Genomic DNA, 16,467 nt, shown 5'->3' on the forward strand with positions numbered 1-16,467 from the left:
TCTCGCGCTTCGGCGCGCGACCGAATCCTCGCGAATCGAAAAGAAAAACGGGCGGCGAACACGCACGACATGCGCATTCCCCGCCCGCTCCGCGCGACGACGCGATCAGTGCAGCTTGACGCGCGGCAGCGTCGTGCGCCGCAGCCAGTGCGCGACCGTGTCGAGCATCATCCGCGGATAACCGTGCAGCGCCGCGATGTGCAGCCGGTACAGCGACATGTACATGAAGCGTGCGAACAGCCCTTCGATCAGCATGTTGCCGCCGATCAGCCCGCCCATCAGGTTGCCGACCGCGCTGAAGTGACCGAGCGATACGAGCGAACCGAAATCGCGATACGTGAACTCCGGCTGCGGGCGCCCTTCGAGCCGGCAACCGATCGCCTTGAGCAGGAAACTCGCCTGTTGGTGCGCCGCCTGCGCGCGCGGCGGCACGTTGCGTTCGTTGCCCGGCCATGCACAGGCCGCACAATCGCCGAGTGCGAACACGTTGTCGTCGGTGAAGGTCTGCAGTGTGCGGCGCACGTCGAGCTGACCGAGCTTGTTGACCTGAAGGCCGTCGAGGTGCGACAGCACGGACGGCGCCTTGATGCCGGCCGCCCAGACCGTCAGGTCCGCGCGCACCGCCTTGCCGCTCGCGGTATGCACGAGCCCGGGCGCCACCTCGGTCACGCGCTCGCCGAGCATCAGCCGCACGCCGAGCTTTTCGAGCAGTTCGGCCGTCGCCGTCGACACGCGCTCCTGCAGTGCCGGCAGGATCCGCGGCCCCGACTCGATCAGCACGATGCCGACGTCATGGCGCGGATCGAGCTTGTGCAGCCCGTACACGGACAGCACCTGCGCGGTATTGCGCAGCTCCGCGGACAGCTCGACGCCCGTCGCGCCGCCGCCGACGATCACGACCTGGATACGCGGCTCGGCCGACTCGCCGGGCACGGTGGGCGCCGGTGCCTGGTGCTCGGCGCGCATGCATGCCGCGATCAGCCGCTTGCGGAAGCGTTCGGCCTCCCCGACCGTGTCGAGTGCGATCGCGTTTTCCGGCGCGCCCTGCACGCCAAAGAAGTGGGTCGTGCTGCCGATCGCGATCACGAGCGTGTCGTATTCCAGCTCGCGCGCCGGCAACAGTTCCTCGCCGTCGCTGTCGTTGAGCGGCGACAGCGTCACGCGCTTCGCCGCGCGGTCGAGCCCGGTCAACTCGCCCTGCTGGAACTCGAAGCCGTGCCAGCGCGCCTGCGCCGCATATTCGAGTTCCTGCGTGAACGGGTCCATGCTGCCGGCCGCGACCTCGTGCAGCAGCGGTTTCCAGATGTGAGTCGGATTGCGGTCGACGAGCGTGACGAGCGCACGCGCGGGACGATTGCCGCGCGCACCGTAACGGTCGCCGAGCCGCGTCGCCAGTTCCAGGCCGCCCGCGCCTCCGCCTACGATGATGATCCGATGCATCTGATTCCCCCTTTGCGAGTCGAAACGGCTGCCGCCGGATGAAGCAAACGCGATGCACGCGCGCCGCCCGGTGGATTAACCGGTTCGGACATCATCGATGTGCAGTTCAAAGCACTACGATGCGACCGATCCGGCACGCGGAGCGCGCCGCCCCGCGTCAATGACATGACTGACATGCATTGTCCGGGAGCTTGCGCGTTGACCACAAGCAAACCATCTCGATATTTGGCATCCCTGCAACAATATGCCGCGGGAAGCGGGGAATCGCACGGGGTGCGTCAGTGTGCCTCTTCCCAGTTCGCGCCGGCGCCCACTTCGGCGACCAGCGGCACCTTCAGCTTCGCGACGCCGCACATCATTTCCGGCAGTTTCTCGCGCACGAGCGACAGCTCGCTGTCGGGCACCTCGAGCACCAGTTCATCGTGCACCTGCATGATCATCCGCGACGCAAGCCGGTCGCGCGTGAGCCAGTCGTCCACCGCGATCATCGACAGCTTGATCAGGTCGGCCGCCGTGCCCTGCATCGGTGCATTGATGGCCGCGCGCTCGGCCGCCTGGCGGCGCGGACCGTTGCCGCCGTTGATCTCCGGCAGCCACAGGCGGCGACCGAACACGGTTTCGACGTAGCCCTTCTCCTTCGCGATCGCGCGCGTGTCTTCCATGTACTGCGCGACGCCCGGATAGCGCGTGAAATAGCGGTCGATATAGAGCTTCGCCGCGTCGCGCGTGATGCCGAGATTCGATGCGAGCCCGAACGCGCTCATCCCGTAGATGAGCCCGAAGTTGATCACCTTCGCAATCCGGCGCTGGTCGGAATTGACCTCCAGCGGCGTCACGCCGAACACCTCGGCGGCCGTCGCGCGGTGGATGTCCTCGCCTTGCGAGAACGCGCGCAGCAGCGACGCGTCGCCCGAGATGTGCGCCATGATCCGCAGTTCGATCTGCGAATAGTCGGCCGACACGATCCGGTGGCCCGGCGACGCGATGAACGCCTCGCGGATGCGCCGGCCTTCGGCCGTGCGCACCGGAATGTTCTGAAGATTGGGGTCGTTCGACGCAAGGCGGCCCGTCACCGCGACTGCCTGCGCATAATTCGTGTGCACGCGGCCGGTGCTGGGGTTCACCATCCGCGGCAGCTTGTCGGTATAGGTCGACTTCAGCTTCGACAGCCCGCGATGCTCGAGCAGCAGCTTCGGCAACGGGTAGTCCTCGGCGAGCTTCTGCAGCACTTCCTCGTCGGTCGACGGCGCGCCGCTCGGCGTCTTCTTCACGACCGGCAACTGCAGCTTCTCGAAGAAGATCTGCCCGATCTGCTTCGGCGAGCCGAGATTGAATTCGCCGCCCGCCAGTTCGTACGCCTCGCCCTCGAGTTCGATCAGGCGCGTCGCGATTTCGGTGCTTTGCGCCTGCAGCAGTACGTCGTCGATCAGCACGCCGGTGCGCTCCATCTTGCGCAGCACGAGCGACACCGGCATCTCGATCTCGCGGTACACGCGCTCGAGGCCCGGCTCGCGCGCGACCTGCGGATACAGCGCCTGGTGAAGCTGCAGCGTGATGTCCGCATCTTCGGCTGCATACGCGGCGGCCTGCTCAAGCGCCACTTCGTCGAAACCGATTTGCTTCGCGCCCTTGCCGGCCACGTCCTCGTACTTGATCGTCTTGACGCCGAGATGCCGCAGCGCGAGGCTGTCCATGTCGTGCGTGCGGTGCGATTCGAGTACGTACGATTCGAGCAGCGTGTCGTGCTCGATGCCGTTCAGCGCGATGTCGTAGTTCGCGAGCACCTGTGCGTCGTACTTCAGGTGCTGGCCGACCTTCTTGCGATCGGCCGATTCGAGCCACGGCTTCAGGCGCGCGAGCACTTCGTCGAGCGGAAGCTGCTCGGGCATGTCGGGGCCGCGGTGCGCGACCGGCAGGTAGGCCGCCTTGCCCGGCTCGATCGAGAACGACAGGCCGACGAGCCGCGCGAGCATCGGATCGAGCGCGGTCGTCTCGGTGTCGAACGCGGTCAGCGCGGCCGCGTCGATCTTCGCGAACCACGCATCGAACTGTTCCCAAGTCTGGATCGTGTCGTATTCGCGCACGACGTCGGCTGCGATCACCGGAGCCGGCTCGCCTTCCGGCGCGTCGGCGCCGCCGCCTTCGGCCGGTGCGCTCTCGACTTCGCGCAGCCAGGTCTTGAAGCCGTAGCGCGCGAAGATGTCGCGCAGCAGGTCGCGCGCCTCGCCGTCGCTCTTCAGCGACGCTTCGATCGAGTCGAGATGCGGTGCGAGATCGCACGCGGTGTCGACCGTCACGAGCTTGCGGCCGAGCGGCAGGAAGTCGAGCGCGCGGCGCAGGTTGTCGCCAACCACGCCCTTGATGTCGGCCGCGTGTTCGATGACGCCATCGAGGCTGTCGTATTGCGACAGCCATTTCACGGCCGTCTTCGGCCCGCATTTCTCGACGCCCGGCACGTTGTCGACGGTGTCGCCGATCAGCGCGAGGTAGTCGATGATGCGCTCGGGCGGCACGCCGAACTTCGCGAGCACACCGTCGCGGTCGAGCGTCTCGTTGGTCATCGTGTTGACGAGCGTGACGCGGTCGGTCACGAGCTGCGCGAGATCCTTGTCGCCCGTCGACACGATCACGTTCATCCCGTGCCGTTCGGCTTCGCGCGCGAGCGTGCCGATCACGTCGTCGGCCTCGACGCCTTCGACCATCAGCAGCGGCCAGCCGAGCGCGCGCACCGCGCCGTGGATCGGCTCGACCTGCAACGCGAGGTCGGGCGGCATCGACGGACGGTTTGCCTTATAGTCGGCATAAAGGTCGTCGCGGAACGTCTTGCCCTTTGCATCGAACACGCAAGCGCTATACTCTGCACTGACTTCCTTGCGCATACGGCGCAGCATGTTGATGATTCCGTAGAGCGCTCCGGTCGGCTCCCCGCCAGGGCCACGCAAATCAGGCATCGCATGGTAAGCCCGATACAGATAGCTCGAACCGTCAACCAATAGCAGGGTCTTACCTTCCAGATTTCGTTCTTCAGGCATTATGAACAAGAGAAAAGTGATTCCGAGTCTGCGTTCGCTCGCAGATCAAGAGCGCGCGACGGCCAAGAAGGCGCGCGCATCGTGGCAGATGTTCACGATTATGGCAGAGTTTATCGAGGCGACCGAGTACCTGTCGGAGATCCGCCCGGCTGTCAGCATCTACGGTTCTGCCCGCCTCAAACCCGACACGCCGCACTACAAGCTCGCCGCGCAGATCGCGCGCAAGCTGTCGGACGCCGGCTTCGCGGTGATCTCCGGCGGCGGCCCCGGCATCATGGAAGCCGCGAACAAGGGTGCGCACGCCGGCAAGGCGCCGTCGGTCGGCCTGAACATCGAGCTGCCGCACGAGCAGGCCGGCAACCACTATCAGGACATCTCGCTGCGCTTCCGCCACTTCTTCACGCGCAAGGTCACGTTCGTGAAGAATTCGGATGCGGTGATCGTGATGCCAGGCGGCTTCGGCACGCTCGACGAGCTGTCCGAAGTGCTCACGCTGATCCAGACGAAAAAATCGCGCCTCGTGCCGATCATCCTCGTCGGCAGCGAGTTCTGGAAGGGGCTGCTGCAATGGTTCCGCGATCAACTGATTCCGATGGGCCTGATCAATCCGGAAGACATGGATCTGATGCAGGTGATCGACGACCCCGACCAGGTGCTCGACGCGGTGCTCGCGTTCTACGAGGACAGCGGCGAGGAAGAAGGTTCGGACGAAGACGGCCATCCGCCGCGCCCCGAAGAAGACCGGATGTTCTATCTGTAATCCATCCGTGACGTCCACCGGCCCGACGGCCGGCGGACGGCGGACGGCTTCCCGCACGGCACGCGTGGCGATCCCGCCACCTGCCGTGTGTCACTTTGTAACGCGCTGTTAATCCCGCGCCGCAGCCGCGCGCCGCCGAATGTCAAATTCGCGCAGCCGGCGCCGTGCGACACAGCGCGGCCCGCCCTGCCCGCAGCCCGCCATTGTCAAACGGTTCGGCGTGGTATCCGCTCCCATGCGCCTGCCGGCCGCCAATCCGCCGTAACAAACACGCCTCGCCTTTTTCGTCGCGTACCAGCACACTGCATTGTGTCGGCGCGGCGTTCCCCCCGGTGGAACGGTCCCCCTCGCTTCCATCGTGTCGCGCCGGCCTCTTATAACGACCTCACGGAAAAGAACATGCAACGCTCGCTGATCGCCCTTGCCTTCGCCGGCCTCGGCCTTTCGCTGTCCGGCCTCGCCCACGCCGTCAACGTCGACGTCAACATCGGCACGCCCGCACCGGTCGTCGTCGCGCCCGCGCCCGTCGTGGTCGCCCCGGCGCCCGCGATCATTATCGGCTGGCATGGCGACCGCTACTGGGACGGCCGCCGCTACTGGGAACGCCGCGAGTGGGAGGATCACCAGCGCTATCGCGGCCGTGACGATCGCCGCGGCTATCACTGCCCGCCGGGACATGCGAAGAAAGGCGAGTGCTGACCGGCACGGCGCGGTCGCTCGATGCACGCAAGGCCGCCCGGGCGCTTCGGCGCCGGGCGGCCTTTTGATCGTCGAGCGCCGACCGCATGAATCGACGGCCTGACGACCCGCGAAATCGCTCGGCACCGGGTGGTAGTATCGCCCTTCTCCGAGGCCATTTCCGCCACTCATGCCGCTCATCCGAATCTGGGTCGTCGATCAGGCCCTTGCATCCGGCGTCGCCGCGCCGACTGACATGCTCGCGGCGGCCAACCATCTCGCCTCGACGACTTCGCAGGGCCGCACGAGCGCACCGTTTCGCTGGCGCGTCGAATCGATTGGCGGACGGCCGGTGCGAACGACCTCCGGCCTGATCATCCCGGTCGATGGCGCGATCGACGGCAGCAGTCCCGCCGACGCGATCTGGCTGACCAGCCCGTTCGTCGCGGATCTCGAGCGGCTGCTCGATCGGCCCGCAACGCTCGCGCCACTGTTCGACGCGCTGCGCCGGCAACACGCACGCGGCACGCTGATCGCGACGTACTGCACCGGCACATTCCTGCTCGCGGAGGCCGGCCTGCTCGACGGCCGCCTTGCCACGACGCACTGGTCGAAAGCATCGAGCTTCCGCGCACGCTATCCGGACGTAGCGCTGCGTGCGTCGGACATCCTGACCGAGCAGGACGGCATCCTGTGCGGCGGCGCCGTCACCTCGTACCAGAATCTCGCGCTGCGACTCATCGACAAACTGGCGAATGCGCGCCTTGCCGCGTCGGTCGCCAGGCTCATGCTGATCGACATGAACCGCGTCTCGCAGGATTCGTTCATCGACCTCGACCGGATGGGCCATCGCGGGCACGACGATCCAACCATCGCGCGCGCCCAGCGCTGGATGGAAAAGCACCTGCGGGAACCCTTCAGCCTCGCCCGGCTGAGCGATCACGTCGCGATGAGCGAACGCTCGCTCCACCGCCGCTTCAGAGACGCCGTGGGCGCGCCGCCGCTCAGGTATCTGCAGACACTCAGGATCGAAGTCGCGAAGCGGCTGCTCGCGGAAACGAAGCTCGCGATCGACACGGTCTGCGAGCGCGTCGGCTACGCGGACATCAGCGGCTTTCGGCAATTGTTCAAGCGCGAGACCGGCATCTCCCCCGGCGAATATCGCCGTCGCTTCACGCCCTAACCTCGCGCAACCGGCATCGGAAACGATGGCGGAAATGGCATCGTCGAATGGCAGTTTCGCCACTCTGCGCGTCAGCATGAGGTTCGTACACTGGATTCACGTCGCCCCGCCTCGGAGCGGCACCCTCTCCACCGAACCAGGACACCATCATGCCGATGATCGACGTATACATTCCCGAAGGCGCGCTCGCACCGGATGCCGAAGCACAACTGATGGAAGAACTGACGGACACGCTGATCCGCCACGAGGGACTCGATCCCGACAATCCGCGCGTGCGGGACGTGACATGGATCTTCGTCCATCGGCCGGCGGCCGTGTATCGCGCCGGGGCGGTCGCGCCCGCGCCGATCTATCGGATCGTGCCGACCGTGCCGGAAGGGCAGTACACGGACGCCGCGCGTGCTGGGCTGATTGCGGACGTGACCGCCGCTGTGGCTCGCGCGGAAGGCGTGCCGATCGCCACCATCGCGGCGCGTGTGTGGGTCTTTCCATCGGAAATCGACGACGGCTGTTGGGGCAGCCGCGGCGTCGTGCGCCGCCTGCCCGACATCATGGACTATTTCGGCGGCGCACCGCTGCGGGCGCTCGGAGAACAGCGGCTGGCGATCAAGCGGCGCACGGATGCGATCGCGATGCTCGAAGCCGCACTCGCCGCGATGCGCGAGACGCATCAAGACCTGTCGCTCGCTCGCACCGCCGAGCTCGCGAACTGATGCTCGGCGAGCGCGTACCGCCTCCCGATGCCCGAACCCGGCTTCAGGTGATGCGGGCATCTGCGGCGCACGCAACGGCGCGGCGACCTCGCCCGACTCGCCACCAGGGTTCGCATTGGCCGTGACGACGTCGCACGGCCCGACGAACGCGCCGATCGCGACCATGACGACTGTCATTGCCAGCCGGGGCTCTTGAAGATGGGCGAGCGCGGAGCGACGACGCGCAGCCGCACGGAGGCTCGCCCGCGATCACGCGTGTGTCATGCCGACACCTCCGCAAACGAAAGCGGTGCGAGATCCGGATGCGCGCCAAGCCGGGCGGCGAGGAAATCCATCAGCAAACGGCTCCTCCGCGGCAGATGCATGCGCTGCGGCATGCACAGGTGCAGGCCGTAACGGCAGGTCACGTGCCGGATCAGCAGCGGCACGAGACGCCCCTCGCGAATGTGCGCGTGAACCGAATAGCCGAAGAACTGGCCGATCGCGGCGCCGCTCAGTACCGTGTCGAGTTCCGCATCGATGTCGTTGGTCGCGATGAACGGGGCGATCTGTCGTGTGTCGACCCGACCATCAACCAGGAATTCCCACGGAAACGGCTTGCCGGTGCGCGGATACAGGAACGCGGTGCAACGATGATCGCGCAGCGCGTCGATCGTCTGCGGCTCGCCGTGTCGACGCAGATACGCGGGCGCCGCGCAGACGATCAATTGCAGATCGGCGATGCGTCGTGCAACGAGCCCGCTGTCGGGCAGATTGCCGGTCCGCACGGCGATGTCGATCCGCTGCTCGACGATGTCGGCCATGTCGTCGCTGACGATCAGCTCGGCCGTGACGCCCGGCTGCCGGTCGCAGAATTCGCCGAGCAGTGGCGCGAGAAAGCGCCGAGCCAGCGAATACGGCGCCGCAACACGGATCGTGCCGGCCGCGTGCGCCCGATCGTCGTCGAGCATGCGCAGCGCGCTCTCCAGTTCCCCGACAGCGCCGCGGCACTGTGCAAGCAAACGCTCACCCTCGAGCGTCAGCACGATCCCGCGCGTCGAGCGCTGGAGCAGCCGCACGTTCAACAGCGCTTCCAGCGCCGCGACCTGCTTGCTGGCCGCTTGCGGCGTCATGCCCAGCTCGCGGGCGCCCGCGCTGATACCGCCCGCGGCCGCGATACGGACGAATACCGTCAGCGCCTTCAACCGATCCATTCGCAGCTCCCGTCAAGCCCGGAACGCCCGGGCGATCGTCCCTGGCATCGTAACGCCTGTCCGATCGGTTGAATCGGTTTCAACCGGTCAGGTGCTATTCGCGCGGCACCCTGCTTCGCACAATGGCGCTGTCTGGATACCCGGGGCCAAACGGCCCGTCGCCATGAACACATTTTCATTTTCAGTCGTTTCGCGAACCGTCTTCGCGGCCGCATTGATCGTCGCCGGTTCGCCGCGAGCAATCGCACAGGAAGCGGACGCGGGCAGCCGCGTGACCGAGACGGTACTGCTGCGAACCACGCATGCGTGGGACGGCTCGCGATATCGCACCTATCCGTCAGGACAACCGGAAATCACGGTCGTACGCTACACGATTCCGCCGCACGCGGTATTGCCGTGGCATACGCATCCGTCGATCAACATCGGCTACGTGCTGTCGGGCCACCTCACCGCCGTGCGCCGCAGCGACGGCAAGCGGCTGGCGCTCGGTCCCGGCGACGTGGTGCCGGAAATGATCGACGGCGCCCATCGCGGCGAGACCGGCGACGAGCGCGCCGAACTGATCGTGTTCTACGCCGGTACGCCTGGCGCGCCCCTGACGGTGCCCGACCGCCAGGACTAAGCACCTCGACCCTGCCCCCGGCCAGTCGGCCGGCTCGTTTCCCTTCACATGGAGCAACTCGTCATGTCCGATTCACGGAGCCTGTCAACCTCTTCCGCCGCGACGCGGCCCCGGCTCGACGGACGCGTCGCGCTCGTCACCGGCGGCGGCACCGGCATCGGCCGGGCGGCCGCGCTCGCATTCGCGCGTGAAGGCGCCCGCGTCGTCGTTGCCGGACGGCGCGCGGCGCCGCTCGACGAAACCGTGCGCGCGATTACCGGGCGCGGCGGCGAAGCCTTCGCGATAACCATCGACGTCGCCTCCGCCGATGGCGTGCGTGCGCTCGTCGACGCAACGATCGGACGCTACGGCGCATTGCATGCGGCATTCAACAATGCGGGTACGGAAGGGGCGTTCGCGCCGATCGTGGAACAGACCGAGGCCGACTTCGACACGGTGATCGCCACCAATCTCAAGGGTACGTGGCTGTCGATCAAATACGAAATGGAGGCAATGCTCGCGCACGGCGGCGGTGCGATCGTCAATACGTCGTCGTGGCTCGCGAAAGGCGCGCTTGCCGGCTCGTCGACCTATTCGGCCAGCAAGGGCGCGCTCGATGCGCTGGTGCGCGCGGTGGCGCTCGAAGGCGGCCCGCACGGCATCCGGATCAACAACGTGAACCCCGGCATCATCGATACGCCGATGGCGCGCCGTTTCGGCGACGACGAGATGTTCCGCCCGTTCGCCGCATTCACGCCCGCCCGGCGGATCGGCACGCCCGAAGACGTGGCCGACGCGGCCGTCTGGCTTTGCAGCGACGAAGCGCGCTTCGTGACGGGCGAATCGCTCCTGGTCGACGGCGGCTACACGATCGGCGGCATGCGCTGACCGGCACTGCCACGGAGGAAGAACCGATGGAATACGTGAGACTGGGAGCGTCCGGGCTGAAGGTGTCGACGCTGTGCCTGGGCTGCATGACCTACGGCGACCCGTCATGGCGCCCGTGGGTCGCGACCGAAGAGGTGGCTCGCCCTTTCATTCGCACGGCACTCGATGCGGGGGTGAATTTCTTCGACACGGCCGACATCTACTCGGGCGGCGAGAGCGAGCGCATTCTCGGGCGCGCGCTGCGCGATTTCGCGACGCGCGACGACGTGGTGATCGCAACCAAGGCGTTCTTTCCGACCGGCGACGGGCCGAATGCGCGCGGGCTGTCGCGCAAGCATCTGCTCGCCAGCATCGATGCGTCGCTGCAGCGCCTCGGGACGGATTACGTCGATCTCTACGTGATCCACCGGTTCGATCCGGACACGCCGATCGAAGAAACGCTCGATGCGCTCGATACCCTCGTGAGGAGCGGCAAGGTCCGCTACCTCGGCGCGTCGTCGATGCATGCATGGCAATTCATGAAGATGCTCGCGTTTCAACGGCATCACGGACTCGCCCGATTCGTGTCGATGCAGAGCCAGTACAGCCTGATCTGCCGCGACGACGAGCGCGACATGCTGCCGCTTTGCATCGCAGAAGGGATGGCCTACACGCCGTGGTCCCCGCTCGGCCGCGGGCTACTGGCCGGCTCGCGTGATGCGGCGACGACGCGGGCCGCAACCGACCGGCAAATGGTGTCCTGGTACGACGGGCGCGACGCGGTCGCGGCGACCGTCGATGCGGTCAGGCAGGTGGCGCAGGCGCATGGGCTACCGCCCGCGCGGATTGCCCTGGCGTGGGCGCTGCACCGGCCCGGCGTCACCGCGCCGATCGTCGGGCTGTCGAAGCCGCATCACTTGGACGATGCGCTCGCGGCGCTCGATCTGACGCTCGACGACGCTGAAAACGCGTTGCTCGAGGTCGCGTTCAATCGAACGGTCGAACCGGTGCAGTGGTAACGGCGATGCGGGGAGCTGACCCGGTTGAAGGCGTGCGCTGCGCGAAGACAACGGAACGTGCGGCCCGCGCCACTGGAGCACATGCAGTTCAACGCACCCAACTGACGCCGCCGACGGCGACGCAGACGAATACCGTCACCGCCTTCAATCGATCCTCCGTGCCGGGCACGCCTTCATGGCGCCGCTCAGAACGGAGACCGTAGCGATCACAATGACGGGAAAAAGCCGACGGCTGATGAACGATGAAATCTCCAGGCTGCCGGTGTCTCCCCCGGGCTTGCGCAGTAGAGGCCGCTCCGTCGCGCCATCGACGCGTTCCCTTCCCTGTCGCGCTTCAACCTGCGAACGAGGCGCACCCAAGGATGGGCGCGCCTGTTTCACGGCTTACTTAACGATGTAGCACCAACACGGTTTGGGTTTGCTCGGGCCGACCACTGCGACAGGTTTGCAAGGATCGGACGGGCCGAGCACCGCTTCTCTTTCGCAAGGCGGCTGCGGCTTGGATGGACCGATCACCGCTTGAGCCATGGCCGATAGCGAAGCAGTGAGCATCAGGGAAGCCAGCAGGATTTTGATTTTCATCGGATATGTCTACTCTCAATATTATAGGAATCAATTGGATCGGCTGTTCGCCGTTCCTTCGTGCGGGCGTCGGAGAACGCCACGCAGGAGAGCATATTCTCGATGACAAGGACAAAACTATAGGACAACTTCCAAATTGGAGAAAATGGTCGCGTCCGAGTACGAAGGCCACATTGCGGCCACGACGAGTGTCCCGGCGACCGGATGGGTGACGCAGGGCAGGCGCGCGCCGGCCGCCGTAAAGCCCGGCAGCACATCGCCCCGCCTGCCAGTCATGCGCGTTACTGGAACGCCACTTCCGCAAAGCTCCGCAGCTTCCGGCTATGCAGCTTGTCGAGCCCGTTCGTGCGCAGGATCTCCATCGCCTTCACCCCGATCTGCAGATGCTGGTCGACCTGTCCGCGATAGAACGTGTCGGCCATACCCGGCAGCTTCAGCTCGCCGTGCAGCGGCTTGTCCGACACGCACAGCAGCGTGCCGTACGGCACGCGGAAGCGGAAACCGTTCGCGGCGATCGTCGCGCTTTCCATGTCGAGCGCGATCGCGCGGCTCTGCGACAGCCGCTGCACGGGCTCCCGATGGTCGCGCAGCTCCCAGTTGCGGTTGTCGACGCTCGCGACCGTGCCCGTGCGCATCACGCGCTTCAGTTCCACGCCCTCGAGCCGCGTGACCTCGGCCACGCCGCGCTCGAGCGCGAGCTGCACTTCGGCCAGCGCCGGGATCGGCACCCACAGCGGCAGGTCGGCGTCGAGCACGTGATCTTCCCGCACGTAACCGTGCGCGAGCACGTAGTCGCCGAGACGCTGCGTGTTGCGCAGCCCCGCGCAGTGACCGAGCATCACCCACGCGTGCGGGCGCAGCACCGCGATGTGATCGGTGATCGTCTTCGCGTTCGACGGACCGACGCCGATGTTGACCATCGTGATCCCGCTGCCGTCCGCGCGCTTCAGGTGATACGCAGGCATCTGCGGCAGACGCGGCGGCGCGGTGCCCTCGGCCGGCTCGCCGCCGAGGTTCGCGTTGTACGTGACGACGTCGCCCGGCTCGACGAACGCGCTGTACTCGCTGCGGTACGCGCGCACCTCGGGATCGTCGCTTTCCGTCATCATCGTGCGGCCGAGCTTCACGAACTCGTCGATGTAGAACTGGTAGTTCGTGTAGAGCACGTAGTTCTGGAAATGCGTGGGCGACGTCGCCGTGTAGTGGCGCAGCCGATGCAGCGAGAAGTCGACGCGCGCGGCCGTGAACAGCGCGAGCGGATGCGGCTCGCCCGGCGCCGGCTCGAACGTGCCGTTGACGATGCGGTCGTCGAGATACGACAGGTCGGGCGTGTCGAAGATGTCGCGCATCGCGAGCAGGCGGTCGCGATCGAGCTCGCCCTCGAGATGGATGCCTTCCGGAAACGCGAAATGGATCGGAATCGGCTGCGACGACACGCCGATCTCGATCTTGACATGGTGGTTCTTCGCCAGCAGGCGCAGTTGCTCGCGGTAGTAGTTCGCGAAGAGATCGGGGCGCGTGACCGTCGTCTCGAATACGCCCGGCCCCGCGACGAAGCCGTACGAGCGGCGCGAATCGACGTGCGTGTTGACGTCGGTGCGGATCCGCACGAACGGATAGCACGCGCGCACGTGCTCGGTAATCGCTTCGTGGCGGCGATAGCGCGCAAATGCATCGCGCAAGAAGCCCGTATTCGTGTCGTAAATGGCGGACAGCCGCGCGACGGCAGCGATCGGATCGTCGAAAGCCTCGATCGACGGGCTTTCGGGCGACAGCACACGGTGCCGGCGGCTCAAATCGTTCTTCATCGTCATTACCTCGTCTGATCCGACGACATTACCACGGAACCCGGTCGCGCTTATGGCCGCCCCTGCGCACGCCGGGGCCGGATGGCGCGCAGTATTTGCTAAAATCGGTAGGTTCACTGGAGACTCATCATGAAGCCGCTCATTTTCGTCGCCGCTGCCGTCGCGTTTGCCGCCGCCAGCGTCGCTCATGCCGCCGGCGGCACGCCTGACGCCGACGCGCCGGGCGCCGCTGCGCAGGCCCGGGCCGAGGCCAACGAAGCCGCCGGCCTGCCCGATCTCCGCAAGATCAACCGGCCGGGCGCCGAAGTCACGTCGAAAGTCGACTTCGCCGACATCCGCCGCACGCCGAGCTTCCACGAAAAGAGCAAGAACGGCACCGAAGTCACCGAGTACCGCGACCGCGGCAAGCCGGTCGAGATCGACGTGAAGTCGAACTTCGGCACGCGCTACCAGATGAGCTCGACGCCCGACACGTCGCCGAAGCCGCACGACGCGGGCATCCCGATCACGCGCCTGCCGTCGCTGAACCTGCGCTACTGATTCCGAGGCGCCGCGCCCCGACCGCGCCGCCCCGCCCCTTCACCCGCTGTCGCGCCGCACGCCGCCCGCGTGCCGACACCCTGACCTGACGCATCCCGCATGGCCGTTTTCACCGCTGTTTCCGACTCCGATCTCGCGCAATGGATGCGCCACTACGAACTGGGCGACGTGCTTGCGTTCCGCGGCATTCCGTCCGGTATCGAAAACAGCAATTTCTTCCTGACGACGACGCGCGGCGAATACGTCCTCACGATCTTCGAAAAGCTCACGGCGCAGCAGTTGCCGTTCTACCTCGACCTGATGCGCCACCTGGCCGCCCACGGCGTGCCGGTGCCGGACCCGGTCCCGCGTGACGACGGCGCGTTGTTCGGCGAGCTGCACGGCAAGCCGGCCGCGATCGTCACGAAACTCGACGGCGCGGCCGAACTCGCGCCCGGAGTCGAACACTGCATCGAGGTCGGGCAGATGCTCGCGCGCCTGCACCTCGCGGGCCGCGACTATCCGCGCAGCCAGCCGAACCTGCGCAGCCTGCCGTGGTGGCAGGAGAACGTGCCGGCGATCGTGCCGTTCATCACGGACGCGCAACGCACGCTGCTCGAAGGCGAGCTCGCGCACCAGGCCGGCTTCTTCGCGTCGGACGACTATGCGGCGCTGCCGGCCGGCCCATGCCATTGCGACCTGTTCCGCGACAACGTGCTGTTCGCGCACGCGGCGCCCGGCACCGGCCACGACGTGCGGCTCGGCGGCTTCTTCGACTTCTATTTCGCAGGCTGCGACAAGTGGCTGTTCGACGTCGCGGTCACCGTCAACGACTGGTGCGTCGACCTCGCGACCGGCGTGCTCGACGTCGCGCGCGCCGATGCGCTGCTGCGCGCGTACCAGACGGTCCGGCCGTTCACGGCCGAGGAACGCCGCCACTGGAGCGACATGCTGCGCGCGGGCGCGTACCGCTTCTGGGTGTCGCGCCTGTACGACTTCTACCTGCCGCGCGCGGCCGAGATGCTCAAGCCGCACGACCCCGGCCATTTCGAACGCATCCTGCGTGAGCGTATCGCGCATACGCCCGCGCTTCCCGAGATCCAAACCGCATGCAACTGATTGAAGTGCCCGCGAAAACGGGCTATGTCTGGTTCCGTCAAGGCATCTGGCTGTTCCGCCGGAATCCGCTCGCGTTCATCACGCTGTTCTTCACGTATCTGCTCGCGATCACGCTGGTGTCGATGGTGCCCGTGATCGGCTCCGCGCTGCCGCTGGTGTTCATTCCCGGCATCGCGGTCGGCTTCATGGCCGCGTGCCGCGACACGGTGGCCGGCAAGACCGTGATGCCGACGATCCTCGTCGACGGCTTTCGCTCGTACGGCACCGTCGCGACCCAGCGGCTGCTCGTGCTCGGCGTGATCTACGTCGCGTCGATGGTGCTGGTGTTCGCCGCGTCGTCGCTCGTGGACGGCGGCGCGCTGTTCCACGTGATGATGGGCGCGGCCGACGAAGCGAACACGACGCCCGAGACGCTCGCCGCGCAAGGCACGCTGGGCGCGCTGTTCTTCGCGACGCTGCTCTATCTGCCGGTCGCGATGCTGTTCTGGTTCGCGCCGGTGCTGGTCGCGTGGCATGACGTTCCGCCCGCGAAGGCGCTGTTCTTCAGCGTCGTCAGTTGCTGGCGCAATCGCGGCGCGTTCGTCGTGTACGGCGTGCTGTGGTTCGCCGTCGCGCTCGGCACGTCGCTCGCGCTGTCGCTGCTGCTGCAGGCGCTCGGCGCCGGCGCGTACGCGCTGACGATCATGATGCCGGTGACGATCATCATCGTCACGATGCTGTACTGCTCGTTCTACGCGACCTATCGCGGCTGCTTCGGCGTACAGGAACCGGGCGCGACGACGACGATGTCGGGCCGCTGACCCTCTCCCGGCCGGCGCGCGTCGTCAGCGCCGCCGCGCTGTTTCCAGCACCGGGTCGTCGCCCCGCGCGCTTCTGATCTCTCCCTTTTCCGGTATCCAAAGCTTCGGGCCCCTCTGTTCAACCCGATCTTTTGCGCGCAAAATAATTTGCGT

General features: G+C 66.5%; 15 protein-coding genes. 10 read left to right on the forward strand and 5 right to left on the reverse strand.

The window, feature by feature from the left end:
- Window positions 1–105: 105 nt before the first annotated feature.
- Together J8I33_RS16945 and polA are read right to left on the reverse strand one after the other, a co-directional pair.
- Window positions 106–1,440: an NAD(P)/FAD-dependent oxidoreductase gene (locus tag J8I33_RS16945; protein WP_050011340.1), complete on the reverse strand. Its 1,335-nt coding sequence runs from the start codon at window positions 1,438–1,440 to the stop codon at window positions 106–108.
- Window positions 1,441–1,718: 278 nt separating this feature from the next.
- Entirely contained in the window at window positions 1,719–4,472 is a 2,754-nt protein-coding gene (gene polA / locus J8I33_RS16950) for a DNA polymerase I (RefSeq protein WP_050011341.1), read from the reverse strand.
- 1 nt (window position 4,473) lies between these two features.
- Here polA and J8I33_RS16955 point away from each other — a divergent pair, with 1 nt between their 5' ends.
- The 4 genes from J8I33_RS16955 to J8I33_RS16970 all read left to right on the forward strand — a co-directional run bounded on the left by J8I33_RS16955 (window position 4,474) and on the right by J8I33_RS16970 (window position 7,806).
- Entirely contained in the window at window positions 4,474–5,232 is a 759-nt protein-coding gene (locus J8I33_RS16955; protein WP_050011342.1) for a TIGR00730 family Rossman fold protein, read from the forward strand.
- A 399-nt stretch (window positions 5,233–5,631) separates the two neighbouring features.
- The gene (locus J8I33_RS16960) at window positions 5,632–5,931 is read left to right on the forward strand and encodes a hypothetical protein (protein WP_124593241.1); all 300 of its coding nucleotides are present in this window, start codon (window positions 5,632–5,634) and stop codon (window positions 5,929–5,931) included.
- A 169-nt stretch (window positions 5,932–6,100) separates the two neighbouring features.
- A complete protein-coding gene (locus J8I33_RS16965) occupies window positions 6,101–7,093 on the forward strand; it encodes a helix-turn-helix domain-containing protein (RefSeq protein WP_050011344.1) in 993 nt (330 codons plus the stop codon).
- Between the two features lie 149 nt (window positions 7,094–7,242).
- Window positions 7,243–7,806 carry a Tautomerase enzyme gene (locus J8I33_RS16970; protein WP_209938252.1) on the forward strand — a complete coding sequence of 188 codons (564 nt, stop codon included), beginning with the start codon at window positions 7,243–7,245 and terminating at the stop codon, window positions 7,804–7,806.
- Between the two features lie 260 nt (window positions 7,807–8,066).
- On the opposite strand, the gene J8I33_RS16975 is transcribed toward J8I33_RS16970, so the two are convergent.
- Complete coding sequence (locus tag J8I33_RS16975; RefSeq protein WP_050011346.1) at window positions 8,067–8,999, reverse strand: LysR family transcriptional regulator; 933 nt, start codon at window positions 8,997–8,999, stop codon at window positions 8,067–8,069.
- A 271-nt stretch (window positions 9,000–9,270) separates the two neighbouring features.
- Between J8I33_RS16975 and J8I33_RS16980 the strand changes: the two genes are divergently transcribed.
- The 3 genes from J8I33_RS16980 to J8I33_RS16990 all read left to right on the forward strand — a co-directional run bounded on the left by J8I33_RS16980 (window position 9,271) and on the right by J8I33_RS16990 (window position 11,486).
- Window positions 9,271–9,621, forward strand: coding sequence for a cupin domain-containing protein (locus J8I33_RS16980; RefSeq protein WP_239468960.1), 351 nt, complete (start codon window positions 9,271–9,273; stop codon window positions 9,619–9,621).
- 63 nt (window positions 9,622–9,684) lie between these two features.
- Complete coding sequence (locus tag J8I33_RS16985; RefSeq protein WP_050011348.1) at window positions 9,685–10,488, forward strand: glucose 1-dehydrogenase; 804 nt, start codon at window positions 9,685–9,687, stop codon at window positions 10,486–10,488.
- Window positions 10,489–10,514: 26 nt separating this feature from the next.
- Entirely contained in the window at window positions 10,515–11,486 is a 972-nt protein-coding gene (locus tag J8I33_RS16990) for an aldo/keto reductase (RefSeq protein ID WP_124593244.1), read from the forward strand.
- Between the two features lie 384 nt (window positions 11,487–11,870).
- Here J8I33_RS16990 and J8I33_RS16995 read toward each other — a convergent pair whose 3' ends face one another.
- Both J8I33_RS16995 and J8I33_RS17000 read right to left on the reverse strand, forming a co-directional pair.
- Window positions 11,871–12,068, reverse strand: a complete 198-nt coding sequence (locus tag J8I33_RS16995; protein ID WP_124593245.1) for a hypothetical protein — start codon at window positions 12,066–12,068, stop codon at window positions 11,871–11,873.
- Between the two features lie 281 nt (window positions 12,069–12,349).
- On the reverse strand, window positions 12,350–13,876 hold the full coding sequence (locus J8I33_RS17000; protein WP_050011350.1) for an AMP nucleosidase: 1,527 nt from the start codon (window positions 13,874–13,876) through the stop codon (window positions 12,350–12,352).
- Window positions 13,877–14,005: 129 nt separating this feature from the next.
- Here J8I33_RS17000 and J8I33_RS17005 point away from each other — a divergent pair, with 129 nt between their 5' ends.
- The 3 genes from J8I33_RS17005 (at window position 14,006) to J8I33_RS17015 (ending at window position 16,314) form a co-directional block, all read left to right on the forward strand.
- Window positions 14,006–14,416, forward strand: a complete 411-nt coding sequence (locus tag J8I33_RS17005; protein ID WP_209924755.1) for a hypothetical protein — start codon at window positions 14,006–14,008, stop codon at window positions 14,414–14,416.
- A 99-nt stretch (window positions 14,417–14,515) separates the two neighbouring features.
- On the forward strand, window positions 14,516–15,514 hold the full coding sequence (locus J8I33_RS17010; RefSeq protein ID WP_050011351.1) for a homoserine kinase: 999 nt from the start codon (window positions 14,516–14,518) through the stop codon (window positions 15,512–15,514).
- Window positions 15,505–16,314 (forward strand): BPSS1780 family membrane protein, encoded by an 810-nt coding sequence (locus tag J8I33_RS17015; RefSeq protein ID WP_050011352.1) that lies wholly within the window; start codon window positions 15,505–15,507, stop codon window positions 16,312–16,314. The genes J8I33_RS17010 and J8I33_RS17015 overlap by 10 nt, the downstream gene beginning before the upstream one ends.
- Window positions 16,315–16,467: the final 153 nt, after the last annotated feature.

The organism is Burkholderia sp. AcTa6-5, from assembly GCF_017815075.1.
Taxonomy (GTDB): Bacteria; Pseudomonadota; Gammaproteobacteria; order Burkholderiales; family Burkholderiaceae; genus Burkholderia; species Burkholderia sola.

Bases quoted from the DNA above. Each gene is read 5' to 3' on its own strand.
- J8I33_RS16990 (WP_124593244.1), top strand. From the start codon at position 10,515: ATGGAATACGTGAGACTGGGAGCGTCCGGGCTGAAGGTGTCGACGCTG.
- J8I33_RS16955 (WP_050011342.1), top strand. From the start codon at position 4,474: ATGAACAAGAGAAAAGTGATTCCGAGTCTGCGTTCGCTCGCAGATCAA.
- J8I33_RS17010 (WP_050011351.1), top strand. From the start codon at position 14,516: ATGGCCGTTTTCACCGCTGTTTCCGACTCCGATCTCGCGCAATGGATG.
- J8I33_RS16985 (WP_050011348.1), top strand. From the start codon at position 9,685: ATGTCCGATTCACGGAGCCTGTCAACCTCTTCCGCCGCGACGCGGCCC.
- J8I33_RS16975 (WP_050011346.1), bottom strand. From the start codon at position 8,999: ATGGATCGGTTGAAGGCGCTGACGGTATTCGTCCGTATCGCGGCCGCG.
- J8I33_RS16965 (WP_050011344.1), top strand. From the start codon at position 6,101: ATGCCGCTCATCCGAATCTGGGTCGTCGATCAGGCCCTTGCATCCGGC.
- J8I33_RS17000 (WP_050011350.1), bottom strand. From the start codon at position 13,876: ATGAAGAACGATTTGAGCCGCCGGCACCGTGTGCTGTCGCCCGAAAGC.
- J8I33_RS17015 (WP_050011352.1), top strand. From the start codon at position 15,505: ATGCAACTGATTGAAGTGCCCGCGAAAACGGGCTATGTCTGGTTCCGT.
- J8I33_RS16945 (WP_050011340.1), bottom strand. From the start codon at position 1,440: ATGCATCGGATCATCATCGTAGGCGGAGGCGCGGGCGGCCTGGAACTG.
- polA (WP_050011341.1), bottom strand. From the start codon at position 4,472: ATGCCTGAAGAACGAAATCTGGAAGGTAAGACCCTGCTATTGGTTGAC.
- J8I33_RS16970 (WP_209938252.1), top strand. From the start codon at position 7,243: ATGCCGATGATCGACGTATACATTCCCGAAGGCGCGCTCGCACCGGAT.
- J8I33_RS17005 (WP_209924755.1), top strand. From the start codon at position 14,006: ATGAAGCCGCTCATTTTCGTCGCCGCTGCCGTCGCGTTTGCCGCCGCC.
- J8I33_RS16995 (WP_124593245.1), bottom strand. From the start codon at position 12,068: ATGAAAATCAAAATCCTGCTGGCTTCCCTGATGCTCACTGCTTCGCTA.
- J8I33_RS16960 (WP_124593241.1), top strand. From the start codon at position 5,632: ATGCAACGCTCGCTGATCGCCCTTGCCTTCGCCGGCCTCGGCCTTTCG.